We start from the raw sequence: 26,341 nt of genomic DNA on the forward strand, positions 1-26,341 counted from the left end.
TACACTTATGATAGGCTTTCTGCATTTTAAGTGATGTCATACTATTTTAAATACTTTATTGAGTAAATGATCTACACTGAGCTGCGGAAAAATGCAAGACTCCTGTGGGAAAGGAACAGTCTGAAGACCCCACAGTGAGCGGTCTTTGCGAGCGAGGAGGCTGAAGCGTTCCCCACGGAAAGCGAGCGTTTTTCCGCAGCGATGGTTTAGCATTCATCTTATATAATAAATGTAGGTCTTAAAACTTTACTTCGCTTTCTATACAAATTACGGCAAAAGCAACAATAGTAAAGAAAAAACAATTTAAAACGAAATGAGTGATAAAAAATGGGTAAAAATAAGCAATTTGTTGAAAAGGTTACAGCCATGGAGGACAACTTCGCACAGTGGTACACAGACGTTGTAAAACAGGCGGATTTAGTTGACTATGGTTCAGTCAGAGGAACAATGATTATTAGACCTTATGGATACGCGATATGGGAGAATATAAGAGACATCCTAGACAAAAAGATTAAGGAAACCGGCCATCAAAATATGTATTTTCCTATGTTTATACCAGAGAGTTTATTGCAAAAGGAAAAAGATCATATTGAAGGGTTCGCACCAGAAGTTGCTTGGGTAACTCATGGAGGTTCAGAGGAACTTCAAGAACGACTAGTTGTCAGACCTACATCAGAAGTATTGTTTGCAGAACATTACTCAAAGATAATCCATTCCTACCGGGATCTGCCAAAGTTATACAACCAATGGAGCAATGTAGTTAGGTGGGAGAAAACGACACGACCGTTTTTGCGATCACTAGAATTTTTATGGCAAGAAGGTCATACGTGCCATGCTACGGATGCAGATGCTGCAGAAGAGACTATTAAAATGCTAGAAGTGTACGCAAGTGTATGTGAGGACTACTTGGCAGTACCTGTTCTAAAAGGTACAAAAACGGAAAAGGAAAAATTTGCGGGTGCTAAATATACGTTAACGATAGAGAGTCTTATGCATGATGGAAAAGCACTACAAACAGGTACATCTCACCATCTGGGGACAGGCTTTGCTGAGGCCTTTGATATTCGTTATACAGATGAACAGGGTGAGCAAAAACCTGTCCATCAAACGTCATGGGGGATTACTACCAGATTAATTGGTGCGTTAATTATGGTTCATGGTGATAATAGAGGTTTAGTTGTGCCTCCTAAAATTGCTCCAACCCAACTCATGATCGTACCAATTGCACAGCATAAAGAAGGTGTCTTAGATTTTGCTTATAATTTACAAGCAAACCTTCAAAGTATTGCGAGAGTGGATATTGATGCAAGTGATAAAATGCCAGGATGGAAGTTTAATGAATATGAAATGAAAGGTATTCCACTTAGACTGGAAGTAGGGCCGAAGGATATAGAGAAGAATCAAGTGGTGTTAGTTCGTAGAGATACAGGAGAGAAAAGCTTTGTAAAAATAGAACAGTTAAAAGCCGTAATTCCAGATTTATTAGAAGATATTCAAAACAGCCTTTTACTAAAAGCTCGTACACACCAACAAGAAAAGACTAATACTGCGAAGACCATGGTAGAATTCAAGGAAGTATTAGAAAAAAATCCAGGCTTTATTAAGGCAATGTGGTGCGGTGATTTATCCTGTGAAGAAACAATTAAAGAGGAAACCAGTGCATCCTCAAGATGTATCCCATTTGAGCAAGTCAGTGTTTCTGATACGTGTGTATGTTGTGGTGGAAAGGCAAAACAGTTAGTTTATTGGGCGAAGGCATACTAATTTTGTTAATAACCTAGGTACTGGGTTTACTAGTAAATATTACCTTAAAAATGTTAGCTTGAGACTATATACTACGTTAGTCTTTATAAACTATAATAGATTTATAATTTAAAATCCGAAAGGGCAAACCATAAGAAATTATGGGACGCAAAACTATAGGGGCTAAAGCACTTTAGTGGTGTAATGCCAGCCAGTTACCGAAGAGGCGAGAAGTCTATCTTTGGATAGGCTTTTTTTGTGGATACTTTATTCCTTTCGATTTTAATAGAAGCAATTCTACCATTTATAAGGAGGAACAAAGATGAAAAAGTGGGTAATAGGAACAACATTAGCTTTATCGATGGCTGTGAGCAGTCCAGTATATGCAGCGGTTGATGTGAACGAACCGGTTGGTGACGAATCAGGAGCAGGAACAGCACCGGGAGATTTCTTGTATTCAGTGGACAAGCTATTTGAGGATTTAAGATTAGCGATTACATTTAACTCAGAGAAAGAGTCTGAATTGTTATTACAATATGCAGAAGAACGTTTAGCAGAGGCAAATATTCTATCTCAAGAAGATCAGGATGAATTTTTGGAGGAAGTAGTTGACGACTACTTAGAGCTACTTGAATCTGCGGAAGAATCCGTGACTGATTTATTAGATGATGAAGAAATAGAAGATGAAGTAAAAGAAGAGTTGAGTGAAAGATTAGAAGATGTCACGGAATTAGATGAAGAAGTCGAAGAAAAACTTGAAGAGGAACGGCAAGAAACGGTAAAGGTTAAACAGGACGAAGCCTATTTAGTTGCTAATGTTATTAAAGGTTTTGATGTTGATACTGTGAAAGAATTACGCGCGGAAGATTTAGGTTATGGTGATATCTCTAAAGTTATCGCTATCGCTGAATTAAGTGGCAAAACAACAGGTGAAATTGTCGAGTTACTAGCTGATGGGGATAAAGACATTGAGGAAATTATGTCTGAGCTAGAAATCGATATGAGTGAAGTAAAGGCTCTGGCTCTTTCTAAGAAAGTTACTTACTATGAAACAGCGTTAGCAGATGCTCAAGCAAGTGGTGATGAAAAGGCAATTAAAAAGTTATCTAAGAAGTTGGAAAAAGTAGAAAAGAAACAAGTAAAGTTTGCTCAAAAGATAGAAGAGGAACCTGAGAGTGAAACTGATTTAAAAGAAGATAGCCTCGCTGATTTAGAAGAGGTTGAGGTTGATTCTGAGACCATTAGTTCAGAAACAAAAGCTGATGATATAGAAGTTACTGAGAACGATACGGAAGAGTCAAATGATTCGTCTGTATTAAGTACATCAGTGAATGAGAACAGCTCCGTAAAGTCTACAGAGGCGAAAGAAAAAGCGGCTGAGAAGGCAAGAGAAGCAGAAGAGAAAGCAGCTGAGAAGGCAAGAGAAGCAGAAGAGAAAGCAGCTGAGAAGGCAAGAGAAGCAGAAGAGAAAGCGGCTGAGAAGGCAAGAGAAGCAGAAGAAAAGGCAGCTGAGAAAGCAAAAGAAGCGAAAGAAAAAGCAAAAGAAAAATCCGGGAATGGTAAGAAAGATAAAGATGAATAAGAGTAAAAAGAATCGCTATTGAAAAGCGATTCTTTTTGTTTGTTATGAAAAATAATAACAATTTACTGGCAGCTGCTTTATCATGCGGGGAATGCATCAGCTTACTTGTTTGCAAGAGTTATGGGGGGGATTTTTCAGGATAGACAATTAAAAAAATCAAATCTCGCCAAAAATGAATATAAAAAAGATGGCCAAAGGGCCATCTTTTAGGATTGTGTTACGCCATCTTCTTGTTCGATTCTTTCAAGTCTAGCATCAATTTCCTCTTGAGATAGGTTGTGCTCTGCTACATACATACTTCTAGGAGACGTTCTGCATTCATGAGAGCAACCACGCATATATTTATGTTCATTTTCTTCTGAACAAAGCATTTGTCTGTTACATTCGGGGTTTGCACAATTAACGTAACGTTCACAAGGTTCACCGTCAAAATAATCCTTACCAACAACTACATGTTCTGTGCGATTTACAGGTACAGCAATTCGTTCGTCAAATACATATAGCTGTCCATCCCATAGTCTTCCTTGCACTTCTGAGTCTTTACCATAGGTTACAATACCACCGTGCAGTTGCCCGACATCTTCAAATCCTTCCTTAACAAGCCAACCTGAAAATTTTTCGCAACGGATTCCGCCAGTGCAATATGTTATAACTCTTTTTCCTTCGAGCTTCTCTTTATTTTCTCTAACCCATTTAGGCAAATCGCGGAATGTTTCAATATCAGGGCGAATGGCACCTCTAAAATGGCCTAGATCATACTCATAATCGTTTCTTGCGTCTAATACAACCGTATCTTCATCCTGCATCGCTTCATAAAACTCTTGTGGGCTAAGATAATTACCGGTTGTTTCCTTTGGATTAATATCGTCTTCTAAACGGAGTGTAACAAGTTCTGGACGAGGACGTACATGCATTTTTTTGAAAGCATGTCCTTCTGCTTCATCCACTTTAAAAACCATATCCGCAAATTTAGGATCGTTATGCATCGCTTCCATATACTTGTTGGTTTGTTCAACTGTACCAGAAACAGTACCATTTATTCCTTCTTGAGCTACAAGGATACGACCTTTAAGCTCAAGCTCTTTACAGAATTTTAAATGTTCTGCTGCAAAGCTTTCAGGGTCCTCGATGTGCACATAGTTATAGTACAGTAACACTTGAAATTTTTCATTAGTTTCCATTTTGTTTACCACCTATCAATTCATATTTGCAAGATATAAATGTGTCTAGGTTGGAGATATTCAATTTACATTCTTGCAAGCATATATTTTACCAAACATTGTGTGAAAAAAGCAATATACTTTAAAATACTTATTTTACCACTAAGTAAAAATAAGTTAAGTATTAGAAGGTTCAATAGAAGTAATAATGTTTTAAATTGATGAAGAAAGGTTATATAACTAATAAATGGAAAACTATATGTGAATATTTCTTTAAGATATATTCACAATATGTATTGTAAAGGTAATTCAAAAGAATTACTAAAGCATTTTTGTAAGGAGGTATTTTTAATGACTGGTAAAGTAAAATGGTTTAATGCGGATAAAGGATTTGGCTTCATTGAACGTGAGGACGGGGACGACGTATTTGTTCACTTTTCTGCTATCCAAACAGAAGGCTTCAAAACCCTAGATGAGGGACAAGAAGTCGAATTTGAAATCGTGGACGGAGATCGTGGCCCACAAGCTGCAAACGTAACACGTATTTAATTCTAAGAAAGAAAGGAGAGGATCTCTCCTTTCTTTCGTTTTTTTTGTGGAAAAATGTATAATGTACTTACTTGTAATTAGAAAGTGGGGTACGGGAATGAAAAAAGAGATAGAACAAAAAATAATTGAACAGTATCAAAAAGAAGAAAATATGATGATTCTAGTATTTGCGCAGTGGTGTATAAACCATAACCTTAATCCATTGGAATTATATATAGAGGCATATCCTGATCAACAAAATAATCCAGCCCTTTTAAATGCGTTAGAACTTACTGTACCAAAAGAGGAAGCAGGAGAGATTTCGGACCAGACTGTGTTAAGTGTACTTCAGTTATTTGGAAACGATGATTTGGCTTTTATCGTTTCACAAAAATTAGAAAAGCATAAAAAATGAAGAGACTTCAGTAAGAAATCTCCTTTTTTAGATACATATTATTGCGAAATATTTATATGTAGAGAACAATTAAAAAACTTCAGATCCTAAATTCAACCGTGCTTCTATCACCCTAACTGCATAGCTTTTTTTGAAGAAACATTATGTTAAGAATTTACGGTTATAAGTTATCATTCCTACCAAAAATGATAATTATATTATAAAATTAGTTTAAATGATAAAATTATTAACTGAATTTAATAATATTATATAAGTAACAGTTATCATTACGGGGTGGATTTATGAAAATTGATGATTATCGGTTATTGATAGCTTTAAAAGAGTTCGGGACATTACGTAGTGCGGCCGATAAGTTATACATATCGCAACCAGCTATCACACAGCGTTTAAAGTACTTAGAGGAAGTATGGGGAGAACCGTTATTTATTAGAACGCATAAACAGTTGATTGTTACCCCTGTTGGAGAGAAAGTGCTTCAGTTTGCCGAAAATGTGGTAGAACAAGAAGAACAGTTAAAGGAATCGATTAATAGCCTTTCTGGGAAAGTGGCCGGAAAGTTATCACTAGGTGTGTCCTCGGTTGTTGGTCAATATCTATTGCCAATAGTTCTTCAAATGTATATGGAGAAATATCCTAATGTTGAAATTGAATTGGTGGCAGGTTTAAGCCAGGACATTAAAAAATCAGATTATCATGTCTCTATTATACGAGGGAAGAAAATGAATGATAGGAACTGTAGTCATTTATTTGACGACAGACTATTTTTAGTGGAAAAGAAGAAAAACCAAACAAACCGGAATACTTTTATAGCCTTTCAAAGTGATCCAAGCTTTGATAACGTAGTTAGTCAATGGTTACAGCAGACTGGAAGGAAACCGAAGCAAATTATTAAAGTGGATCAGATTGAAACATGTAAACAGATGATGCTCAGCGGCATTGGAATGGCAGTGTTACCTGAGAGTGCCATTCAAAATATAAATAAAGATATATGTAATATTAAACGGTTGGAGTTGGAGGGTAGTTCCATTGTTAGGCAGACGTGGTTATGCTATACAGATGCTTCCAAAAGGCTACCCCAAGTAAAAGCGTTTATTGATATGGTCGAAGAAGAACTAAGCTAGTTGCTCTTATGCAAATAGGTACCCCCATTACAACAAATTGTGTACTGGGGGTAAGTTTGCTAATTAAATAACTTAATTAATGCCTGTGTTCCGCTATCTTCTTCTCCATTTTCAGCTAATTGCTTATATAAAGAAAGGGATAACTCTAATCCTGGTGTAGTCAACTCCATTGTTTTCGCTGTCTCTAATGCGATTGTCATATCTTTAATAAAGTGCTTCACATAAAAGCCTGGGTCATAATTGCCTTTTATCATTCGAGGGGCTAGATTGCTTAATGACCAGCTTCCTGCTGCACCGGTAGTTATTGTTTCTAATACCTTTTCGGGATCCAGACCAGCCTTTTTAGCATAGATGATAGCTTCACAAACGCCGACCATATTAGAAGCTATTGTAATCTGATTACACATTTTAGTGTGCTGCCCTGAACCAGCTGGACCTTGTAAGATTATATTTTGGCCCAATATCTCAAATATAGGTAAAAGCGCATTAAAGGGTTGTTGTTCTCCACCAACCATAATGGCAAGTGTTCCATTCTTTGCCCCAATATCCCCTCCAGATACAGGAGCGTCTAATGCATGTAATTGTTTAACGGATGCTGCTTTACTAATTTTTTCAGCAAGTAATGGGCTAGACGTTGTCATATCAATAATATAAGATCCTTGCTTCGCATTGTTAATGATTCCATTTTCGTTCAAATACACTTCCTCAACGTCAGATGGATAGCCTACGATGGTAATAATGACATCAGAGTTACTTGCTAATTCTGCAACTGAATTTTTCCATTTAGCGCCTTCTGCTAATAAATTTTCTGCCTTTGACTTTGTTCGAGTATATGTATTTAAATTGTATCCTGCTTTTAATAAATTTCTAGCCATGCGCTCACCCATTACTCCGGTACCTATAAATCCAATTGTTACGTTTTCCTTATTAATTACCATAAAAAATCGTCCTTCCTTCCAACTATCAATTTATAGTTTGAGAATAGCATAACTGAATTTTTATCACTAATCTTATGCCGGAACTAAGACCTAGAGATAACTAAGAACCCGCTTCGTTGGTCAAAGCTTACGAACAAGTTGTATTAGGGAAATCAGATTTATTTGAACAATAATCAAGACAATATACAAAGCTTAACTACACAATTTACGGTCTTGATTACCTTTAAAACTTATTAAACAATAAAACAATAGGTGGCTTATTCAGTCACCTATTTGTTTAAATTTTTTTTACTTCATACACATGTGAACTTCCGTATTTGCAATGATACTGATCATTTTTCAATACAAGACAAGCGTCATCATCAATTCCATATCCCATTGAAAAATCTAAATGGTTTAACCCTCTTTGTAAATGGATAGCATCATTCCAATACGTATAGTGCACACTAATCAATATATCCTTTGTTAGCCCAATTCCTTCTGTAATAATTGCTTTACCACTATCTGTATCATGTGGAGACAAAAGCACTGTTTCTGGGGCGATTAATGCACCTGCTGAATTGCCTGCTACAGGTACACCTTCATAAAACTTTTTCGCGATGATTGATTTAAAAGAGGGAGAGGTATACAGAGAATGATATGTTTCTGTATGACCACCACCAATATAAATTCCGGTTGCTTCTTCTAAAACAGTTAATGCAGATTGTTCATCTATATAGCCATCTTTATTCGGTACAATCACTGATACGTTATTTTCGTCAAGACCATTTGCGACCCAATGACCTATGTACCGATGTAAATAATCTTCCCACCCTGCACGGTAAACTTGCAACAAGGCTATTTTGGCTTGTTTTCCACCTGATTTTTGAAAAAAATCAATGGATGCTTCCTTTTGTTCTGGGTTTCCGCCAAAAAGATATAAATAAGTATCTGCCATTTTTAACCCTCCCATATACTAGTATTTTCTAATTATAAACTATAGCTATCAGGGTAAAGATGCATATTTATTTAAAAAGTCAAAATTTTTCTATACTATAGAATTAATTTAATGACTAAGGTGGTAGATTATGGAGTGGCATTTAAAAAGTTTTAATGAATTAACAACGGAAGAACTATATAAAATACTAAAGGCAAGGGTAGATGTATTTGTAGTTGAACAAGCCTGCCCTTATCCAGAAATAGACAATCACGATCAGGCATCTTACCACTTATACTTGGAAGATAAACAAGAAATTGTTGCTTATTCTAGATTAATTCCTGAAAAAAATATTTATGACCAAGCATCTATTGGCCGTGTGTTAGTTAGTGATAAATACCGTGGGCAAGGATTTGCCAAGGAATTAATGGAAAAGTCGATACATATTATCACGAACCAATGGAAGGTAGAGGAAATTAAGATTCACGGGCAAGAATACTTAAGAAACTTTTATGGTTCCCTAGGTTTTAAAGAAATATCTGAAGTCTATTTAGAGGATAATATCCCCCATGTTGATATGATCTTAACTAAAAACATGGCGAAATAAAATTAATTGATTTCCTTTACTTCCAAAAACTTTATTGGTTGAGTGAACTATAACGGATATACTAATAATGCCCCAAAAGACAAAAAGTCAGGAGGCGATATGTAGTGATATCCAATCAGGAAATCAATCATTGTAAAGAAGTATTAATGGAAAGAAAACAGGAAATACAAGAACATTTAGAGGACCATTATGGACTAGAATATGAATTGATAAAAGAATCGATGAGTGAGTTGTCGAACTATGATAACCACCCGGCCGATCATGGAACGGAGCTTTACGAGAGAGAAAAAGATATAGCTTTAAATGAACATGCGGAGAAGGAACTAAAAGATATAAATAGGGCCTTACAAGCTATGGATAATGGGACGTATGGCAAGTGTGAAGAATGTGGGAAAGAGATACCTACAGAGAGACTAGAAGCTATGCCAACTGCGGTACGTTGTGTGGAGCATACAGCGGATGATGTGGCACATAATCGTCCTGTTGAAGAGGATGTTATTCATGCGAGTGTAACAGAAATGGAATCAGAAGTAGATGAAGAGGAAGGAACAATATTTGATCCAGAAGATGCGTGGCAAAGAGTTGAGAAATTTGGATCGTCTGATGGTCCTTCTGATTTTTATGATACAGAAAAGGATTATCAGGATATGTACTTTAATTCTGGTGAACTCGTCGGTGGCGCTGAGGAAATAGAAGGGTTTCTGTTAACGGATATGGAAGGAAACTACATTGGGGTAAATGGAAATCATGAAGATTACGAAGCGTATTTAGATGAAAATGAAGTTAGTTCAATACTTTATGAATAAAAACTAGAGGGTGACCTTAAAATGTACCCTATAGAGTAGACACTAAAAAAAAGTCTATCTATAGGGTACTTTTATGTATAATTAAGAAAAAAAGTAAATGGGGAAGAGATATGAGCACGAGGTTATTCAATGGGAAAGAGATAAAAGAATTGTCTAAAAACCCATATGTGAAAGCCGTTAGTAATAAGGGAATCACGTACACGGATGAATTTAAAAGAATCTTTATTACGGAGAATGAAAAAGGGAAATTTCCAAGACAAATATTTGAGGAACATGGATTTGATATAGAAATTATTGGGATAAAACGTGTGGAATCAGCAGGTAAAAGATGGCGTGCTGCATATAAGAAGAATGGAATAGCGGGGTTGCAAGACACACGTAAAGGCAATTCTGGTCGCCCAAATGAGAAGGAGCTTTCGATAGAGGAGAAATATGAACGTTTGAAAGCACAAAATAACTTATTAAAGGCCGAGGTAGAGTTACTAAAAAAGATCGATATGGCAGAGAGGAGACTGGGGAAGAAAAAGAAATAACCATTCCTGCATCGCAGAGGTTTGAACTCATTAAATCTGTTATTGATAAATTTAAATTAAAAAACAAAGTAAGGTATTTATGTAAGGTAGCTGGAGTATCCCCTTCTGGATATTATAATTATTTCTCTCCATCCTCATTGGAAAAGAGGAAACAACGCGAAAAACGAGACAACATGGCCAGAAAGAAGATATGGAAAGCCTTTAACCACAAGAGACGCAAAAAGGGTGCTCGTCAAATTAAAATGACGTTAGAAAATGTTTTTCAGACAAACTATAACCTAAAGCGCATTCGCAGAATTATGAAGAAGTATGGCATTATATGTCCCATCAGAAAAGCTAACCCTTATCGTCGGATGTCGAAAGCAACGAAAGAACATACGGTATTACCAAACAAATTAAACCGTCAATTTAAACAAAATGTACCGGGAAAGGTATTATTAACAGATATCACTTATTTATTTTATGGAAAGGGTAAGAAAGCATATTTATCCACGATTAAAGATGGGTCAACAAATGAAATCTTAGCCTATAACGTTTCTGATCGTATCACTTTAGATATCGCAACAGACACGTTATTAAAGTTAAAAAATAATAGAAGAGTAAAGCTGGCAGAGGGAGCCTTCATCCATTCTGATCAAGGATTCCACTATACAAATCCAGTCTTTCAAAAGATGGTTAGGAAATATGGTTTAGGTCAGTCCATGTCAAGACGAGGAAACTGTTGGGATAACGCTCCACAAGAATCATTTTTTGGTCACTTCAAGGATGAAGCATCTATTAAACCTTGTGAAACACTTGATGAGTTAAAACGAGAAATTAGAAGTTATATGACCTATTACAACAACTACAGATATCAATGGGATCTAAAAAAGATGACCCCTGTACAATACAGGAATCATCTTTCTAGTGTCGCATAGTCTTTTTTTTAAAAGTCCTTTACAAAGGGTACAGATTACCTATTGTCACCCTCTTTTTCTGCATTTATGCTTCCAACAATAATTTGAATGAAACTTATAAGTTGTTTGAAACGTAGAGATAGAGAGCTTTAAAAGGAGGAATGTATGATGTCAGAGAATAAAGGTTGCATAAAGTGTGGGAGTACAGATGCAGATACAAAAGAGGTAGCCATGACAGGTACAGGCTTATCCAAGATGTTTGATATACAGAATAATCAATTTATAGTGGTTTCTTGTAAAAACTGTGGGTATTCAGAGTTCTATAACAAAAAAAGCTCGGCTGGAAGCAATATCTTTGATTTTTTCTTCGGTTAAACTTAACAATAAAAACCCCACCTTTTCTTATTTAGGTGGGGTTTCTGCTTATCTATATAATCATACTCAAACGAAAAGGGGGAGAAGCTTGAGTATGGTGGCAGCTTAGTTAGTTCTGGTCACTAGTTTCTGCGTTTTGTGTACTCAGAGTTAAAGAAGTAGTTTTTTCCTCTCCATCACGATAGTATGTGACAGTAATTTTATCTCCAATTCCAGTCTCGGAATATAGATATTGTTTCAGGTCTAGCATGGTTGTAATATCTTTATCATTTAACTTGGTTATGACGTCATATTGTTGAAGCCCAGCTTGATCAGCAGGTGATCCTGGTTGTGTATCTGCTATTACCACTCCATCAGTAACGCTATCGTCTAAGTTTAATGTTCGTTGTTTATGCACATCTGGAACATTTGATAAGGAAATAGCACTGATACCGATAAATGGTCTTTCTACGCTTCCGCCATTCTCCAATTGTTCAATAATCGGTTTTGCATCATCAATCGGGATGGCGAAACCAATACCTTCAACAGCTTCTTGGGCAATTTTCATCGAGTTAATTCCAATCACCTGACCACTACTATTAATTAGTGCTCCGCCACTGTTACCAGGATTAATAGCTGCGTCTGTTTGAATAACTTCAGTAGTCCAGTCAGCTTGACCGTCTGAATTCAAGTCCATTTCAACAGATCTTTCTAATCCACTAATAATACCTTTTGTAACAGAACCAGCAAATTCAGTCCCAAGTGGATTACCAATAGCTATAGCTGTTTCCCCAACAGATAGGTTTTTTGAAGTACCAAGTGGCGCTACTTGTGTTACTTGGCTAGCATCTATCTTAAGAACAGCAAGATCAGTTAATTCATCCGTGCCTAACACTTCAGCCTGAACATGCTCGCCATTAGTTAAGATAACCTCCACTTCTTTAGCACCTTCTACAACATGGTTATTAGTTACTACATAAGCAGATCCATCTTCTTTCTTATAAATAACACCAGAGCCAGTTCCAGATGCTTCAGATTCTTCCCAAAGGTTTACTTGTTGAATGTTAGAGACGCCGACAACTGCATCAGAAACATTTGTTATGGCAGCACTTAACGAGCTATTATCTTCAGATGCTATGGTGGTAATAACATTATTGGAAGAACTACTCTCAGTTAAAGAGCTTGCCGTTTCTGTAGCGTTTGGCGAATTGACATTTTCGCTTGGTATGTCTAGTACGCCTGTACCAATAAGAGTTGCTCCGGTTACTGCAACAACTAAACCACCAGCTATTCCACTTAGGAACATCGATAAGATACCTTTAGGTTTTTTAACTTCGTCTGTTACTCGTTTGGTTGGAGTCTCGGTAAATGCATTGGGTAGTAGATCTGATTCCTCACTGTAGTTAGAAGACCCCGATTGCGAATAATGGTCCTGATTTGTCTGCAAAGTTTCTTCATAACTATTTTCGTTATATTCCTGTTGAGCAGATTCATTAGATTGACTCAACTCTTCAAAATCTGCGTATTCTTCTTGCTGATGTAATTCTTCCTCTTGTTCAAAATTATGTTGGCTTTCCTCTTGCTGTCTATCCTTTTGGTGAAACTCTTTATTGTTATTGCGATCATCACGGAATGTCATATGATATCACGCCTTTCGTTTGAATTGTGTTTTCCTTTACATTTTCTATTGTAATCAGGATGTTTGGCAAGTCTTTGGTATAAATGTGGAAAAAGTGTGGAATCAGTGATAAAAGGAAGAGTATTACCTTGCCCATTATTGCCACAATATTCTTGCTCTTTTTTTAATTTATGCGACAATAATGCATAGATATGGAGGTGTCGTATGAAACACAAAATCTTTATTGTAGAAGACGATCCTAATATAAGAGATATTGTATCTGCCTATTTAAGAAAGGAAGGCTACGATATTTCTATGGTAGATAACGCAGAAGCGGCATGGGAAAAAGCGAGAAATGAGTCACCAGATATGTGGATATTAGATATAATGCTGCCTGGTATGGACGGATTTGAACTGTGTAAAAAAATTAGGCAAGAAAGTGAAGTGCCCATTATTATTATTTCTGCTAAAGATGAAGAAGTAGATAAAATCCTAGGTTTAGAACTAGGAAGTGATGACTACTTAACAAAACCATTTAGTCCAAGAGAATTAGTAGCGCGGGTAAAAAGACTGTTTAAGCGTGCTGATATGACAGCATCATCAACTCAAGAGCAAAATACTACATCAGAGGTCCAACTGGGTGAGTTAGTCGTAAATACAGAAGATAGAAGGGTTTTTTGGCAAGAGGAAGAGATTGAAGTAACATCAAAAGAATTTGATATGTTGAATATCTTAATTCGCAACCAAAATCGTGCGTTTGCCCGTGATGAGCTGTTAAAGCTCATTTGGGGAGAGGATTACTTTGGAAGTGATCGTGCTGTTGATGACTTAGTTAAACGCTTGCGGAAAAAATTAGATGGACTACCTGTCGAAACAGTATGGGGTTATGGTTACCGAATGAGAAAAAGTAGTGAGGAAGCAGAATGAAACTTCAATACCAATTAACTGCTGCTTTCACAACTCTGTTAATTATCATTATGTCTGCTGCAGCAATTACTACCTATTCTTTAATACTGAACGTTCTAATACAGGATGAGCAAAGGCAATTGAAGGATAATGGGCGGTTAATTTTAGAATTTATGGTTTCGGAAGATTTAACTGATGTAGGGAATGCTCAGCAACTTCTTAAATTCTTAGAAGAATACAATCTACAGGTTTTCTATTATGATGAAAAGTCTAATACAATCATGTACCCAACGGTTCCTGTTCCGGTAATTAAAAACTGGATAAATACTTATGATTTATCTGACCCGGAACAACCATTATGGAAGGCTGGAGATGATCGTTACGTCGTTTCCATTATTCCGATTTATCCGGATCTAACTAGTCAAGTGCTAGTCCTATTAACGCCACTAGACGATCTTCAAGAGGTTCAACAAACTTTTCTAAAAAGGTTAATTGTTGTTTTTTTAATAGGAATTGTACTTGCAGTTTTACTTAGTTACTATTTAACCAAACGTTTAGTTACACCATTAACCAAGTTAAAACTACAATTAAAGAAAATTGAAAAAAGGCAGTTTGATAATATCGAGGAAATAGAAGCAACTGGAGAGATTAAGGAAGTAGAACAAAGTGTAATCGAAATGGCCAATGAACTACAAAGGTATATTAAATCACAACGTCAATTTTTCCAAAATGCAAGTCATGAATTAAAAACGCCATTAATGACGATACAAGGTTATGCAGAGGGAATTCGTGATGGAATATTTGTGGACGAGGATTCGGAACGCGGTCTAAAGGTTATGGTAGATGAGGTTGCTCGTTTAAAAAAAATCATTAACGAAATGATTTTATTAGCTAAATTAGATAGCGAGGAAAATATTTATCAAGAAGAACTAATAAATATAGAAGAATTAATTAAACTAACATTAGATAGAGCACTACCTCTAGCAAATGAGAGAGGCATCTCTTTGTCCCATCGGTTTGAACCAGGAATGAAGCTCTACGCAGATACAGGTAAAATATTACAAGCTATGATGAATATTGTTTCAAATGGAATAAGACATGCAAAAACAACTGTTCATTTACATGCATACAGTGCTGACGGTTCCGTAATTATTACAATAGAGGATGACGGTGAAGGTATAGATGATGAGCTCATGCCTAAGTTATTCCATCGCTTTGTAAAAGGAAACGGAGGAGAAACTGGTTTAGGACTAGCCATTTCTAGAGCAATTGTAGAGCGTTCTAATGGAAGTATTCGTGTTGGTAGATCAGATTTAGGTGGAGCTCGTTTTACTATTAAATTTTAAAAGTTAAACCAAACTATACTTATTTAATAGTAATGTGATATAATTGGTAAGTTGTGATCGCAAGGAACTCGTTGAAAGAGGAGAGAATGTACATTATGCAATTTAGACAAGACATTCGTAATATTGCTATTATCGCGCACGTTGACCATGGTAAAACAACACTAGTTGACCAACTACTTAAATATTCCGGAACTTTCCGTGAAAATGAACAAGTAGACGAACGTGCGATGGACTCAAATGATTTGGAAAAAGAACGTGGAATAACTATTTTAGCAAAGAATACCGCTATTAACTATAAAGACACTCACATAAATATATTAGACACACCTGGACACGCGGACTTTGGTGGAGAAGTAGAACGTATCATGAAAATGGTAGACGGTGTTCTACTTGTTGTTGATGCGTATGAAGGCTGTATGCCGCAAACACGTTTTGTTTTGAAAAAAGCTTTAGAACAAAAGTTAAATCCAGTAGTTGTTTTAAACAAAATAGACAGACCAAGTGCTAGACCAAATGAAGTAATTGATGAGGTTCTAGATTTATTTATCGAACTTGGTGCTGACGATAGCCAATTAGAGTTCCCTGTTGTTTATGCTTCTGCATTAAACGGAACATCTGGTAGAGAGCCAGAGGAACAGGAAGAATCAATGGAATCTGTTTTTGAAACGATTATTGAACATGTTCCAGCACCGGTTGATAATACAGAAGAGCCACTTCAATTCCAAGTTACATTACTTGATTATAATGACTACCTTGGACGTATTGGTATCGGACGTGTTTTCCGTGGAGAAATTAAAGTAGGCCAACAGGTTTCTTTAATGAAAAAAGATGGTTCTATTAAAAACTTCCGCGTTACAAAACTATTTGGTTTCATTGGCTTAAAGCGAATCGAAATCCAAGAAGCTAAAGCTGGCGACATTATTGCCATAGCGGGAATGGAAGACATTAACGTTGGTGAAACAGTTTGTCCAACCGATCATCAAGAAGCGTTACCAATCTTGAGAATAGATGAACCAACACTACAAATGACATTTGTTGTAAACAACAGTCCGTTTGCAGGAAAAGAAGGAAAGTATATCACTTCTCGTAAAATTGAGGAGCGTTTACTTAGCCAATTAGAAACAGATGTAAGTTTACGTGTAGACCCTACGGAATCTCCAGATGCTTGGGTTGTATCAGGTCGTGGAGAACTACACTTATCTATTCTAGTTGAAAATATGCGTCGTGAAGGATATGAAATTCAATTATCCAAACCACAGGTTATCATCAAGGAAATTGATGGTGTGCGTTGTGAACCAGTTGAGCGTGTGCAAGTTGATGTTCCTGAAGAACATACAGGTGCGATTATGGAATCACTTGGTGCTCGTAAAGGTGAAATGCTTGATATGGTAAATAACGGAACTGGACAAGTTCGTTTAGAATTTAAAATTCCTTCCCGTGGATTAATTGGTTATTCTACCGAGTTCATGACTCAAACTAGAGGATTTGGTATTATCAACCACACATTTGATAAATACGAACCAGTTGTTCCTGGCCAAGTAGGTGGAAGACAACGTGGTGTATTAGTAGCGCTTGAAAACGGTAAAGCATCTACTTACGGTATTATGGGATTAGAAGATCGTGGTACTATCTTTGTTGAACCAGGTACAGAAGTGTATGCTGGAATGATCGTTGGAGAACATAACCGTGAAAACGATTTGACTGTAAATATTACAAAAGAAAAGCATTTAACTAACGTGCGTTCAGCTACGAAAGATCAAACAGCTACAATCCGTAAGACAAGGTCAATGTCGTTAGAAGAGGCAATCGAATATTTGAATGATGATGAGTATTGTGAAGTTACACCTGAATCCATCAGACTTCGTAAGAAAATCTTAAATAAAAACGAACGAGAAAAAGCATCTAAAAAGAAAAAGTAAGCTTTTAAAAAACTAGCAGACGAGATCAATTGTCCGCTAGTTTTTTTATTTTATTGGATGTTTACTGCAACTTGTATGAAAATGGAGAAATAGAGAGTATTAACATCACTCCGTCATATGAGCACACTAGCGTGTGAATCGTTGCGGAAAATAGAGCTGCATTGGAATATGAGCACAAATGCAAGAGTTATGAAAAGATATATTAAGGGCTAGTTTATTTGTATAATTTTGATGGAGGTGCTTTTTATGTTAAGAATTTGGCGTAGGTTGAAGTTTGTCATCAATTTTAGAAAATCGATACCTTTTATAAAGGATTTCTTTATTTCAAAGGACGTATCCATGCTGTCGAAAATAATATCTATAGTTCTGTTTGCTGGATATATTCTATTTCCTTTTGATTTAATACCAGACTTCCTACTAATCCTCGGTATATTTGATGACGTGTTCGTTGCAGGCTTTATCCTCCAACAAATAGTGAAGATGGCACCAGAATCGTTAAAGAGAAAATATGAATTAATAGGGACTAGTTCGAAAAACTAGTCCTGAGATGTATCAAAATACAGTGTTTACCAATAGTAAAGAAATGGTACTAACCCCGTAAAGGAGTACGGCGATTCGTTTGTGTCGTTTAGATAAACCTGTCCGAAACATATGGTAAAAGTTATAGGTTAAGAATAGAAAAACGGCTAGTGTTATGAGAATTAGTTCGTTCATTCTTGATCCCCCTTATCAACTTTTAAGAAATGATTCTCTGAAGCGGTCAAAGAACCACTGTCTTCTAATGGATTTGTTCCAGCCTATCTTGTTTTGTTTCAACATTTCAACTCTCCAGTACATAGGAGGATGGGGCATAAATTGAAATTCTAAAAATCGCCATATCCAACTAGGCCGATCTAAAGAGGATTCTGTAAGCTTCTTGCTATTTACAGCACTGTACTCCACTGACTTTTGTAGTGCGTTGTCTTGATTCCTTGCTAGCATACTTAAACTTTGTGCCATTTGTTCTGTTGAACCATTCAGAAAGGTTGCTCCCAAATGATCAGCCCTAACTTCCATTCTTTGGGTATAAAATGATTGATAGATTGGAAATAAAATCATGATGAACCATATCGCAAAAAATAGTGGGATTTTATAATTCATAATTACTTCTTGATGATTAAAAAGAAATACAATGCCGAAAAATAACACAATAAAATATGCCATTTTCCAAACTTGTCCCCACATGACATCACGCTTCTGTACATGCACAGCTTCATGAGCAAGGATCCCCTCTATCGCTGAAAGGGGTAATTGTAATGTCGCAGTAGTGAGTGTTACCATAGATCTACCAATATGCACCCCAGTAGCCAACCCGTTATACTCCGTTGATTCTGTTTCGTAAACTTGAACCTGGCTAATATTTGCTTTCTTGAATATCCTCCTAGCAGATTCTATTACTTCTGGATTAACAGTTGGTTTAGCGTCCATTGCGAGTTGTAAAATTCGATCAGAAAAGTATAGATTGACAAACCAGTACACTAGAATAGCAGGGATCATAATGAAAACAGGTAAATCAAAATAATATAAAACTAATAGAAGCCCTGAGTAGGCAGAGATACCTTTAACGGTCATGGCAAAGTATAGTTTTCCTAGTAAACGTTTTAAGTTTTTACGGTGATAAAAAGGAAGTATAGTTATTTCTTCAAGTTCTACCGGATCAGACAAGTATTGGTCAAATACTGTTCTCCATTTTATTGTATCCTTAAAAGTAAGGTGGATTGTTTCTCCGGAGAATTGTAGCTTTAATACTTTATCTAAACTAGTTGTAAAGTCAGCAGTAGAAGAAAATAAAGTAAAGTAAGGGTGTAATCTTAAGATATCTACGGAAGACTCTTCGGTTACAGTTTGTAAGTCCTCCAAAGGTAACTGTCTTGAATTAAGCGGTGACACGATAAGTAAGCTATCTTTTTCATGATTATAGTAGACATTAATCGATGCGAATGTGATAGTTCTTTTTACTATTTCTGAGATAGCCGATACCATTCCATATGCAATGATGAATTTTAAAGGACTAGATGTTGGGCCATAAATCAAGAAAGTAATCGCACCGATAAAAACTACAAACGCTAATGTGACATCGATAAGGATCCGAAAGATATTTCTGGTTAAGTCTATTTTGATTAAATCTAGATTCTTGATTTCACTTTTTAGCTCCGTATATTTATCGTAATTGGCAGTTAGTAGGATTGTTGATGCATAGCCACTTGAAACAAAAGCGATATAAATAAAACTATCTAAGAAAGGATATTGAATAAAAATATAAACGACAGCTGATATAGCAATTGTTATTTCCACGATGTACCCAATCCGTTTGCTTAATCTACTGAATAATATCCCTAGCAATTGTATGCTAATACCTACAAATAGATAACTAATGATTATAAACCATGCCGGTAACATGGAACACCTCCTCTAATCAGAACTCATTTTCATTGTTTCCGTTACCTTTAACATTTCCTCTAGACTCAAATCTGGATGTTCAATTAGGATGGAGTATCTTAATGAATCCTCATCCCAGGTTAAATTACGAATGTCCTTCATATACTCTGCTTTATTTCCGCGAACGTTTACTTGGCTCGTCTCAAGTTCAACTCCAGGTCCTTTTGGAATGGAGAAAATAGAAAGGGTAAAGGCTGGAATTCCGTCCTTGTTATAATATAGCGTTAATTCCGTACGTGAAAATTCCCCTTGCAAGACATCCCATTCAAGCTTTTCAAGTTTGAAATTAGCATCGTTAATCAGGAGGAAAGGTTCCCCTAATGCTTGTTCTGCATCTTCAACAGATCCGGTTTTAGGTGAGTAATCATCCATAGACTGGATTGTAGCATCTTCAGGTAAATCGATTGAGAAAGTTTCGTTAGGTATAGTTGGATTTAACTCCACCTTGGTATATTCCGTTACTACCTTTAAATCAGCACTAGTGGAAACAGACTTGATAATAAACCAACTCTGTTTATCAATCCAAAACTCCATATCCCCTAATAATCCATTTGCTTCCTTAGCAGTTAGCTTCATGTGAATTGTGTCAAAGCCAAGTAGCTCCTCATCACCGATGATTTCGGAGTTATGCGTTTCTTGTAATCCCTCAAATACATTCATTACTTGCTCTTTTTGTGTTAGAGAGCTTGGTAACTCTATTCCAGATAGGTCCATCTTATATGCTATGTTACTAACATCCTCGTAGCTAACTAGTTGTTTCCCATCGTTCCAAGTTGTTGTGGTTTGATTGGCTAATTGATCCTTAATGATTATCTTTCTTTTACCTGTATCTTCCACATATTCTTTGAAGAGGGCATCTTCTATTAGCTCTTCCCTTTGGAAGACCTCCATCGATCCCTCCCCGTAATAGGAGCTTGATTCATCGTTCGATGAGAGAACGTTGGTAACGATATCGTCTGATGACATAACATATTCCTCCTTGCATCCAGTTAGGAGAATGACAAACAGCAGGGCACCTATTGCTTTCAAAAGTTTGTTCAACCTAAATCGTCTCCTTTTCCTTAATCCAGCAAACAACAGTAGTTCCAAACTCTTTTATTGACCATAAATGAATTTTCCCCTCGTGTTGTTCTATGATTTTCTTGGCAATACTTAATCCAAGGCCGGAACTCCCGCTATTCCCTCGAGAGTCTTCCATTTGTACAAATGGCTGAAATATACGGTTTTGTTGTTCAAGAGGAATAACTTTCCCCTCGTTTTGGATGATGATAATTGTTCCACCAATTCGCCATGAATCTAATTCATTAGCAATGTTAGGAAATATCCAATCTGGTAATGGACAATTACTTGCTATAGCAGCTAGCCAAATTTTTCCGCCAACCTCTGTGTATCGAAGACTATTGGACATAAGGTTATCCACTACACGTGTTAACTGCTCTACATTCAATGTATAAGTATCCTTTGTACAGGCTTCGGTGTATAAAGAAATCTGTTGATTGGCGCATGATTGATCGTATCCTGACAAGAGCATGTCAAAGAATTCTTCTCCATCTACTTTTACCATTTCAAAGGGTTTGCTCGAAGACTGTAAACTTGTATAGATGGCCAGGTCATTTAAAAGGTGTTTCATGTAGGTCAGTTTATTAAGTAGAATAGCTTGATACTCTTGTTTCTCTTTTAATGTTAAATTATTTTGATTTTGTAATACTTCGGTATAAGCTTGAATGACAGTTAGTGGTGTTTTCAAATCGTGTGTTAAAGCAGCTACCATGTATTCTTTTTCCTCTTGTTGTTTTTGTAATGCCTGCCTGGTGCTTTCTATTTGTTGCTTCATGTTATGAAAGTGCCTAATAACTTCACCAACCTCATCATTAGCTAAATAGCTATTCGGTTCTACCTGTCTATTATCAGCAAAGTCCGTCATTTGCCTTCTTAATAATTTTAAAGGTGTTCGTAATTTACGATGCAGTAAATAAACAACAGAAATATAAAGGATAATGAGGAAGGCTATAAATATAACACCAGTCAACCAACTCCTATGTTCCAACTCATTGAGCCATTCTTCTCGACTTATGGTGATTTGGTAAAAACCAATAAGAGATCCATCTTCAAATACAGGCTTTTTTAACGAGTATGTTCGGTGATTCTTCTTCACATCATTTAAATCTTTGTATAATTGGTCCAAATTCTCCCTAAGGAATCTTGTTGGTGTAGCACCGTCGATAGTTGAATAGAGTAAGATACCATCATGACGATAGAGAGTAATTTGAATAGTATTATCTGTTTCATCCTTAATAGATTGATAGTTTGCAGGTTTTTGTATTTGATAAAGGGATGAATTCTGTAAACGGTCTTCCCATTCAACCATTCTATTTGTTTTTTCCATGTATTCTTTGAGGTCTTGTTCCTCATCGTAATGACTTATCGTTATATATAAAGAATAAAGCGCAACGATAGGTAGCAGCATAACAATCACATAACTTACCATTAACCAATGTGTTATTTTCATTGGATCGGTTCCCCAACAAAGCGATACCCTTCTCCCCAGACCGTCTGAATGTATTTGGCGGATCGTATTTGGTCATTTAGCTTGGATCGTAGCCCTTTAATATGAACCGTTACGGTATTATTGCCATCCATTTCTGCCTGCCCCCAAATATGTTGATAAATTTGTGCTTTAGTAAATGTTTGGAGTGGATTGTTAGCAAGTAGGAATAATAAATCGAGCTCTTTAACCGTTAAGGGAAGTATCACACCATTTAAAAAGACCATCTTGTTGGCAAAATCAATTACAAGTCCATAGGGGTAACTAACCTTAGAAGTTGGGCTAACTTGATGATACCTTCTATATCTTCGTAAATGGGAGTTAACCCGTGCCTTTAACTCCTCTAAACTGAATGGCTTTGTTAAATAATCGTCTGCACCTAGATTAAGTCCTTGAATTTTTGCTTCATCTTCTTGTTTAGCGCTAATGATTAGTAAGGGAACTTCACTTTCTAAGCGTATTCTATTACAGAGGGTAAACCCGTCCATTTCTGGCAACATTAAATCTATTAGTAGGAGGTCGAATGTATTTTGTTTAAACTCCTCCCAACCCTCCACTCCAGTAGAAGCCCAAGTAGTGAGGTAACCGTCCTTACGTAAGTAATCAGATAGTATTCTTGCTATTTCATGGTCATCTTCTATTATTAGTATTTTTTCTTGGTTCCCCATTGTTATTACCTTCCTTCTTTTTCATTATATTAAAAAATGAAGAAGGTAATGGAAAAATTTATAATTACTTAATAATTAATAGGTAAATGATGAAGGATTAAAAAAGACAAATAAAAAGTCCAAAGTAGCATGCTACTTTGGACTTTCACTTTATTGCTCGCTATTCAAACGGTTTATCTGTCGCTTGCGGTAACCGCCAGCAATGTCTGCTTGTTTAAATTCTTTATTATAATTAACTTCCTGTGCAGAAGATAATTCAATGCCACCCTGTTTTGTGGGTTGATATTGTGTTTTTCTTGCCATTAGCTAAACATCCTTTCCTAAATAGATTGGCTTATTTGCTATATTTTAATTATTCCCTAAACTAAGTGGATTAAAACGGGGAAATGCTCTAATTTCAAACAGATTATTTAGCATAAGCAATGATCTCATTATAAACGTCGTGTGTTCGCTCCTTCGTAACAAGATGACCGGTTCTTTCATACGTAATTAGTCGAGAATAAGGTAAATCATCAGCAAGTTTTTGCCCAATTGAAACAGGAACAACTTTATCCTCGCGTCCCCAAATTAATAAGGTTGGGGTTTGAATTGTTTTTAATTGGGAGCTTGAAAGATCACCTTCTCGATATCGTAACAATCGTACAAGTGAAGTATAGAAGTGCTTATCCTGAAAAGGTCTAGTGAATTCCTCCATCAGCTCTTCTGTTATATGTTGATGATCAAATAATATATTTTCGACTGCCTTCCTCCAGTCTCGTCTTCGGATATATTTTTCCATCATATACCGAGAAAAAGGTAAATATGTAAAATACACTAAAGGCTTTCTAGCAGGTTTTAAATATCCGGAGCTACAAAGTAATACGAGTTTATTAATCTTTTCAGGTTGATGTTTTGCTGCGTATAAAGCAACCTGTCCACCCATTGAATGTCCGACAATAGTTACATTGTTCAGTCTAAAATGCTCGATGCAAGCTGTTATTACTTTTGAATAGTTTTCAAACGTATAAACAAAAGTTTTTGACTTTTCGCTTTTTCCGAAACCGGGTAGATCGAGGGCGATAACAGAAAAATCTTTCGAGAGAAGTGGTATTAAATTCTTAAAAGTATAAGTAGAAGATACGAAGCCGTGTATCAGGAGGATTGGTGGCTTCTCATTTATTAGGTATTCACAGTATATGTCCAAACCAACTAACCTGATTATTTCTTTCTGTAAATAATTTTCCAAGATACGACAACTCCATTTAAAGTATTAGCTATTTGTATTATTTGTGAAAAGCAACAGGACATACATGTGTAGAGATCTTTTTAAAAAATTCTCAATGTAGGAGTCTGGCACATAAGGAAATACAATTGGCACTTATCCACCGTATACATGCACATAACGAGATGCAATTGGCGCATAAATCAAATATAGTGGCACATAAGGTCAGTGGTGGCTAATACATATACGTAGTTTTGTTGGAATAAATGGAGGGATGAAAAAAAGACTACAATAAAATTTATCCTAGTCATCTTTCATTAGAAATGGTATTGATTAACCATTAAACTGATCTAAAAGCTTCTTAAATTGATTAATTAGTGGTGGTTGCTCCTGAAGTCCGTGGATTAGGCTTTCGTAAATGCCGGTGTAATACCATTGTTGACTTGCTTTATCACGTTTGAAGGAATTCCAAACTTTACTACCCAGTTGTTTTTCATTTTCTATAATAGATGTTAGATTGTCCACTTTGTCAGCGCAAACCACTATTTTTGCTGCTAATGGAGCGTGTTTAATAGTGGTGATTGTATGTTGTTTACGTTTTTCCCAAGGTAAGGATTTGTCAGGTTCAGACGCATATTGAACAAGTTCTGCGACAATTTCTCCAAACAAACTTTTAATTTCATCGAGTGTTCCATCAGTATCTTCTACGATATCATGTAACAAACCAGCAGTAACAATTTCTTTATCGTATCCCTCTGTTGCAAGAAGCATGGAAACCCGATAAGGATGTGATATATATGGGATTTTATCCACCTTTCTTCTTTGGCCATCGTGCTTTTCTGTGGCATAAGTAATTGCCTTTAACAAGTCCATATTTATCACCTCTAGACAAGTATAGTACATTTTTATCTAAAGGCAAAAGTGGAAATCTCAGTATTAAAACTGTAGATTCCCACTAAACGAATTGGTTGCTTTATTAATGTGGATCATTTGTACGAGGCTTGGTTGGATCACAATTTGGTGGTGTTGTGTTGGATGACTCCGCTAACTTTATTAAGTAATAACATTCCTCCCGTGCCATATGATCAGCCATTAAGCCTGAGAATGTCCCTAAAACTTTTTCCGATAACTCTAATTCCTCTAACTCGTGAAGAAAGCCTCTAAATAAGTTCATTTCTACTTCTACATCTTTATTAAATTTTTGGAGTGCGGGAAAGGATTCTAAATGGGAGCGGAGATAACCGGTTAGTTCAATTGCCTTTAAATAAAAGTCAGCGAAATGCTTAGAAAATTCTTTACTTTGTTTTTTCAGTCGTTGTTCAACCCCGTCGAGATGATCATTGATAATTCCAGCATGGCCATGAGCATCAACGAGCCAAACGAGATGGTGGTGCAACTCATGAAATATAGGGGGGACATCACCTTGTTTTAAATAGCTAAGAACAAGCTGATATTCTTCTAGTTCGTTTACCGTGTGGTTAAGAAATGTAGGGGATAGATGGATCCCTATTTTACCTTCCAATTGTATTCCTAACAGGTAAAGTTTGAATTTAAGGAGTTTGTCGGCTGCAGTCTCAGCTTCTTTGGTAAATGCAATAGCGTTAGATTCTTTAAGATGTTTTGATCGTTCTAATAAATCATCAAAAGTATGCACAAATTCCTTCGCACGATTTATCTCCTGTTCTTCTTTTGGGTATAAGGAATCTCGAATAAACCTTGAGTGGTCCCCTAATACTTGTAACCAAAATTGGTGTTCAAAAGATGCACTTTTAATAAAATCAGGCAAAAACAACAGCTCCTTCTTCACTTTCTGTATTGGTGGAAAAATTAAACAACCCCGTAAAATAATATAGTTCCATTGAAGTGTATTCAGGCAATACTATAAATATTATTCTTTTTCTAAAAGGCCTTCAAACCCGATCTTCGTTAAGACGCATTTGAGATAAAATCTGCAGTAACTATATCCTTTAATTAACTGAGTGCAAATGCGACGCTGTGGATTGTGAATCGAAAGGAATTCTAACGTCGCGAATTAGATAAATATTAAGAATTCTCTATGTA

At 36.2% G+C, this 26,341-nt stretch carries 26 protein-coding genes and 1 riboswitch; of the genes, 13 read left to right on the plus strand and 13 right to left on the minus strand.

All coding sequences use genetic code 11. The features are described from left to right. The first annotated feature begins 327 nt into the window (after nucleotides 1–327). Together proS and H7K77_RS05225 are read left to right on the plus strand one after the other, a co-directional pair. Nucleotides 328–1,764 (plus strand): proline--tRNA ligase, encoded by a 1,437-nt coding sequence (proS, locus tag H7K77_RS05220; RefSeq protein WP_186576673.1) that lies wholly within the window; start codon nucleotides 328–330, stop codon nucleotides 1,762–1,764. A gap of 112 nt (nucleotides 1,765–1,876) precedes the next feature. Beyond that, nucleotides 1,877–1,966, plus strand: a riboswitch (cyclic di-GMP riboswitch). A gap of 99 nt (nucleotides 1,967–2,065) precedes the next feature. Beyond that, nucleotides 2,066–3,325 (plus strand): DUF5667 domain-containing protein, encoded by a 1,260-nt coding sequence (locus H7K77_RS05225; protein WP_186576674.1) that lies wholly within the window; start codon nucleotides 2,066–2,068, stop codon nucleotides 3,323–3,325. Between the two features lie 206 nt (nucleotides 3,326–3,531). On the opposite strand, the gene trhO is transcribed toward H7K77_RS05225, so the two are convergent. After that, nucleotides 3,532–4,506, minus strand: coding sequence for an oxygen-dependent tRNA uridine(34) hydroxylase TrhO (trhO, locus tag H7K77_RS05230; protein ID WP_186576675.1), 975 nt, complete (start codon nucleotides 4,504–4,506; stop codon nucleotides 3,532–3,534). Between the two features lie 330 nt (nucleotides 4,507–4,836). Here trhO and H7K77_RS05235 point away from each other — a divergent pair, with 330 nt between their 5' ends. The 3 genes from H7K77_RS05235 to H7K77_RS05245 all read left to right on the plus strand — a co-directional run bounded on the left by H7K77_RS05235 (nucleotide 4,837) and on the right by H7K77_RS05245 (nucleotide 6,549). Then, nucleotides 4,837–5,034 carry a cold shock domain-containing protein gene (locus tag H7K77_RS05235; RefSeq protein ID WP_186576676.1) on the plus strand — a complete coding sequence of 66 codons (198 nt, stop codon included), beginning with the start codon at nucleotides 4,837–4,839 and terminating at the stop codon, nucleotides 5,032–5,034. 97 nt (nucleotides 5,035–5,131) lie between these two features. After that, the gene (locus H7K77_RS05240) at nucleotides 5,132–5,428 is read left to right on the plus strand and encodes a PH domain-containing protein (RefSeq protein WP_186576677.1); all 297 of its coding nucleotides are present in this window, start codon (nucleotides 5,132–5,134) and stop codon (nucleotides 5,426–5,428) included. Nucleotides 5,429–5,709: 281 nt separating this feature from the next. Continuing rightward, nucleotides 5,710–6,549 (plus strand): LysR family transcriptional regulator, encoded by an 840-nt coding sequence (locus tag H7K77_RS05245; RefSeq protein WP_186576678.1) that lies wholly within the window; start codon nucleotides 5,710–5,712, stop codon nucleotides 6,547–6,549. Between the two features lie 59 nt (nucleotides 6,550–6,608). Here the strand turns inward: H7K77_RS05245 and H7K77_RS05250 are convergent, their stop codons facing one another. Both H7K77_RS05250 and H7K77_RS05255 read right to left on the minus strand, forming a co-directional pair. Then, complete coding sequence (locus H7K77_RS05250) at nucleotides 6,609–7,517, minus strand: NAD(P)-dependent oxidoreductase (protein WP_328701041.1); 909 nt, start codon at nucleotides 7,515–7,517, stop codon at nucleotides 6,609–6,611. 247 nt (nucleotides 7,518–7,764) lie between these two features. Beyond that, nucleotides 7,765–8,424: a Type 1 glutamine amidotransferase-like domain-containing protein gene (locus H7K77_RS05255; RefSeq protein ID WP_186576680.1), complete on the minus strand. Its 660-nt coding sequence runs from the start codon at nucleotides 8,422–8,424 to the stop codon at nucleotides 7,765–7,767. Between the two features lie 130 nt (nucleotides 8,425–8,554). On the opposite strand from H7K77_RS05255, the gene H7K77_RS05260 reads away from it, so the two are divergent. The 4 genes from H7K77_RS05260 to H7K77_RS05275 all read left to right on the plus strand — a co-directional run bounded on the left by H7K77_RS05260 (nucleotide 8,555) and on the right by H7K77_RS05275 (nucleotide 11,620). After that, on the plus strand, nucleotides 8,555–9,010 hold the full coding sequence (locus H7K77_RS05260) for a GNAT family N-acetyltransferase (RefSeq protein WP_186576681.1): 456 nt from the start codon (nucleotides 8,555–8,557) through the stop codon (nucleotides 9,008–9,010). Between the two features lie 104 nt (nucleotides 9,011–9,114). Then, nucleotides 9,115–9,816, plus strand: a complete 702-nt coding sequence (locus H7K77_RS05265; RefSeq protein WP_186576682.1) for a TraR/DksA C4-type zinc finger protein — start codon at nucleotides 9,115–9,117, stop codon at nucleotides 9,814–9,816. Nucleotides 9,817–9,926: 110 nt separating this feature from the next. Next, a protein-coding gene (locus H7K77_RS05270) for an IS3 family transposase (protein ID WP_235988837.1) occupies nucleotides 9,927–11,266 on the plus strand; the annotation gives its coding sequence in 2 pieces (ribosomal slippage) (nucleotides 9,927–10,343 and nucleotides 10,346–11,266; 1,338 coding nt in all). Nucleotides 11,267–11,413: 147 nt separating this feature from the next. Beyond that, nucleotides 11,414–11,620 carry a zinc ribbon domain-containing protein gene (locus H7K77_RS05275; RefSeq protein ID WP_186576683.1) on the plus strand — a complete coding sequence of 69 codons (207 nt, stop codon included), beginning with the start codon at nucleotides 11,414–11,416 and terminating at the stop codon, nucleotides 11,618–11,620. A gap of 109 nt (nucleotides 11,621–11,729) precedes the next feature. On the opposite strand, the gene H7K77_RS05280 is transcribed toward H7K77_RS05275, so the two are convergent. Beyond that, on the minus strand, nucleotides 11,730–13,238 hold the full coding sequence (locus tag H7K77_RS05280) for a S1C family serine protease (protein WP_186576684.1): 1,509 nt from the start codon (nucleotides 13,236–13,238) through the stop codon (nucleotides 11,730–11,732). Between the two features lie 204 nt (nucleotides 13,239–13,442). Here H7K77_RS05280 and H7K77_RS05285 point away from each other — a divergent pair, with 204 nt between their 5' ends. The 4 genes from H7K77_RS05285 (at nucleotide 13,443) to H7K77_RS05300 (ending at nucleotide 17,928) form a co-directional block, all read left to right on the plus strand. Next, nucleotides 13,443–14,144, plus strand: a complete 702-nt coding sequence (locus H7K77_RS05285) for a response regulator transcription factor (RefSeq protein ID WP_186576685.1) — start codon at nucleotides 13,443–13,445, stop codon at nucleotides 14,142–14,144. Further along, nucleotides 14,141–15,469 carry a sensor histidine kinase gene (locus H7K77_RS05290; protein ID WP_186576686.1) on the plus strand — a complete coding sequence of 443 codons (1,329 nt, stop codon included), beginning with the start codon at nucleotides 14,141–14,143 and terminating at the stop codon, nucleotides 15,467–15,469. Before H7K77_RS05285 ends, H7K77_RS05290 begins: the two co-directional genes overlap by 4 nt. Nucleotides 15,470–15,564: 95 nt before the next feature. Beyond that, entirely contained in the window at nucleotides 15,565–17,388 is a 1,824-nt protein-coding gene (gene typA, locus H7K77_RS05295) for a translational GTPase TypA (protein ID WP_186576687.1), read from the plus strand. Between the two features lie 246 nt (nucleotides 17,389–17,634). Beyond that, nucleotides 17,635–17,928: a YkvA family protein gene (locus tag H7K77_RS05300; RefSeq protein WP_186576688.1), complete on the plus strand. Its 294-nt coding sequence runs from the start codon at nucleotides 17,635–17,637 to the stop codon at nucleotides 17,926–17,928. A gap of 12 nt (nucleotides 17,929–17,940) precedes the next feature. Here the strand turns inward: H7K77_RS05300 and H7K77_RS05305 are convergent, their stop codons facing one another. The 9 genes from H7K77_RS05305 to H7K77_RS05345 all read right to left on the minus strand — a co-directional run bounded on the left by H7K77_RS05305 (nucleotide 17,941) and on the right by H7K77_RS05345 (nucleotide 26,066). After that, complete coding sequence (locus H7K77_RS05305) at nucleotides 17,941–18,102, minus strand: hypothetical protein (protein ID WP_186576689.1); 162 nt, start codon at nucleotides 18,100–18,102, stop codon at nucleotides 17,941–17,943. A gap of 15 nt (nucleotides 18,103–18,117) precedes the next feature. After that, nucleotides 18,118–19,827 carry a M56 family metallopeptidase gene (locus H7K77_RS05310; RefSeq protein WP_186576690.1) on the minus strand — a complete coding sequence of 570 codons (1,710 nt, stop codon included), beginning with the start codon at nucleotides 19,825–19,827 and terminating at the stop codon, nucleotides 18,118–18,120. A 12-nt stretch (nucleotides 19,828–19,839) separates the two neighbouring features. Next, on the minus strand, nucleotides 19,840–20,907 hold the full coding sequence (locus H7K77_RS05315; RefSeq protein WP_186576691.1) for a LolA family protein: 1,068 nt from the start codon (nucleotides 20,905–20,907) through the stop codon (nucleotides 19,840–19,842). Nucleotide 20,908: 1 nt separating this feature from the next. Then, entirely contained in the window at nucleotides 20,909–22,375 is a 1,467-nt protein-coding gene (locus H7K77_RS05320; RefSeq protein ID WP_186576692.1) for a sensor histidine kinase, read from the minus strand. Then, nucleotides 22,372–23,079, minus strand: a complete 708-nt coding sequence (locus tag H7K77_RS05325; RefSeq protein WP_186576693.1) for a response regulator transcription factor — start codon at nucleotides 23,077–23,079, stop codon at nucleotides 22,372–22,374. The genes H7K77_RS05320 and H7K77_RS05325 overlap by 4 nt, the downstream gene beginning before the upstream one ends. 150 nt (nucleotides 23,080–23,229) lie before the next feature. Further along, nucleotides 23,230–23,382, minus strand: coding sequence for a YfhE family protein (locus tag H7K77_RS05330; RefSeq protein WP_186576694.1), 153 nt, complete (start codon nucleotides 23,380–23,382; stop codon nucleotides 23,230–23,232). Nucleotides 23,383–23,485: 103 nt separating this feature from the next. After that, nucleotides 23,486–24,304 carry an alpha/beta hydrolase gene (locus H7K77_RS05335; protein WP_186576695.1) on the minus strand — a complete coding sequence of 273 codons (819 nt, stop codon included), beginning with the start codon at nucleotides 24,302–24,304 and terminating at the stop codon, nucleotides 23,486–23,488. A 309-nt stretch (nucleotides 24,305–24,613) separates the two neighbouring features. Beyond that, complete coding sequence (locus H7K77_RS05340) at nucleotides 24,614–25,153, minus strand: HD domain-containing protein (RefSeq protein ID WP_235988838.1); 540 nt, start codon at nucleotides 25,151–25,153, stop codon at nucleotides 24,614–24,616. Nucleotides 25,154–25,256: 103 nt separating this feature from the next. Next, complete coding sequence (locus H7K77_RS05345) at nucleotides 25,257–26,066, minus strand: DUF2935 domain-containing protein (RefSeq protein WP_186576697.1); 810 nt, start codon at nucleotides 26,064–26,066, stop codon at nucleotides 25,257–25,259. Between the last annotated feature and the right edge of the window lie 275 nt (nucleotides 26,067–26,341).

It is taken from the genome of Aquibacillus kalidii (genome assembly GCF_014280935.1).
GTDB classification, from domain to species: domain Bacteria; phylum Bacillota; class Bacilli; order Bacillales; family Amphibacillaceae; genus Aquibacillus_D; species Aquibacillus_D kalidii.

Coding starts and splice junctions, on each gene's coding strand:
- H7K77_RS05290 (WP_186576686.1), top strand. CDS start 14,141: ATGAAACTTCAATACCAATTAACTGCTGCTTTCACAACTCTGTTAATT.
- H7K77_RS05340 (WP_235988838.1), bottom strand. CDS start 25,153: ATGGACTTGTTAAAGGCAATTACTTATGCCACAGAAAAGCACGATGGC.
- H7K77_RS05275 (WP_186576683.1), top strand. CDS start 11,414: ATGTCAGAGAATAAAGGTTGCATAAAGTGTGGGAGTACAGATGCAGAT.
- H7K77_RS05235 (WP_186576676.1), top strand. CDS start 4,837: ATGACTGGTAAAGTAAAATGGTTTAATGCGGATAAAGGATTTGGCTTC.
- H7K77_RS05305 (WP_186576689.1), bottom strand. CDS start 18,102: ATGAACGAACTAATTCTCATAACACTAGCCGTTTTTCTATTCTTAACC.
- H7K77_RS05320 (WP_186576692.1), bottom strand. CDS start 22,375: ATGAAAATAACACATTGGTTAATGGTAAGTTATGTGATTGTTATGCTG.
- H7K77_RS05245 (WP_186576678.1), top strand. CDS start 5,710: ATGAAAATTGATGATTATCGGTTATTGATAGCTTTAAAAGAGTTCGGG.
- H7K77_RS05330 (WP_186576694.1), bottom strand. CDS start 23,382: ATGGCAAGAAAAACACAATATCAACCCACAAAACAGGGTGGCATTGAA.
- H7K77_RS05285 (WP_186576685.1), top strand. CDS start 13,443: ATGAAACACAAAATCTTTATTGTAGAAGACGATCCTAATATAAGAGAT.
- H7K77_RS05240 (WP_186576677.1), top strand. CDS start 5,132: ATGAAAAAAGAGATAGAACAAAAAATAATTGAACAGTATCAAAAAGAA.
- typA (WP_186576687.1), top strand. CDS start 15,565: ATGCAATTTAGACAAGACATTCGTAATATTGCTATTATCGCGCACGTT.
- H7K77_RS05260 (WP_186576681.1), top strand. CDS start 8,555: ATGGAGTGGCATTTAAAAAGTTTTAATGAATTAACAACGGAAGAACTA.
- H7K77_RS05255 (WP_186576680.1), bottom strand. CDS start 8,424: ATGGCAGATACTTATTTATATCTTTTTGGCGGAAACCCAGAACAAAAG.
- H7K77_RS05325 (WP_186576693.1), bottom strand. CDS start 23,079: ATGGGGAACCAAGAAAAAATACTAATAATAGAAGATGACCATGAAATA.
- H7K77_RS05280 (WP_186576684.1), bottom strand. CDS start 13,238: ATGACATTCCGTGATGATCGCAATAACAATAAAGAGTTTCACCAAAAG.
- H7K77_RS05300 (WP_186576688.1), top strand. CDS start 17,635: ATGTTAAGAATTTGGCGTAGGTTGAAGTTTGTCATCAATTTTAGAAAA.
- trhO (WP_186576675.1), bottom strand. CDS start 4,506: ATGGAAACTAATGAAAAATTTCAAGTGTTACTGTACTATAACTATGTG.
- H7K77_RS05310 (WP_186576690.1), bottom strand. CDS start 19,827: ATGTTACCGGCATGGTTTATAATCATTAGTTATCTATTTGTAGGTATT.
- proS (WP_186576673.1), top strand. CDS start 328: ATGGGTAAAAATAAGCAATTTGTTGAAAAGGTTACAGCCATGGAGGAC.
- H7K77_RS05225 (WP_186576674.1), top strand. CDS start 2,066: ATGAAAAAGTGGGTAATAGGAACAACATTAGCTTTATCGATGGCTGTG.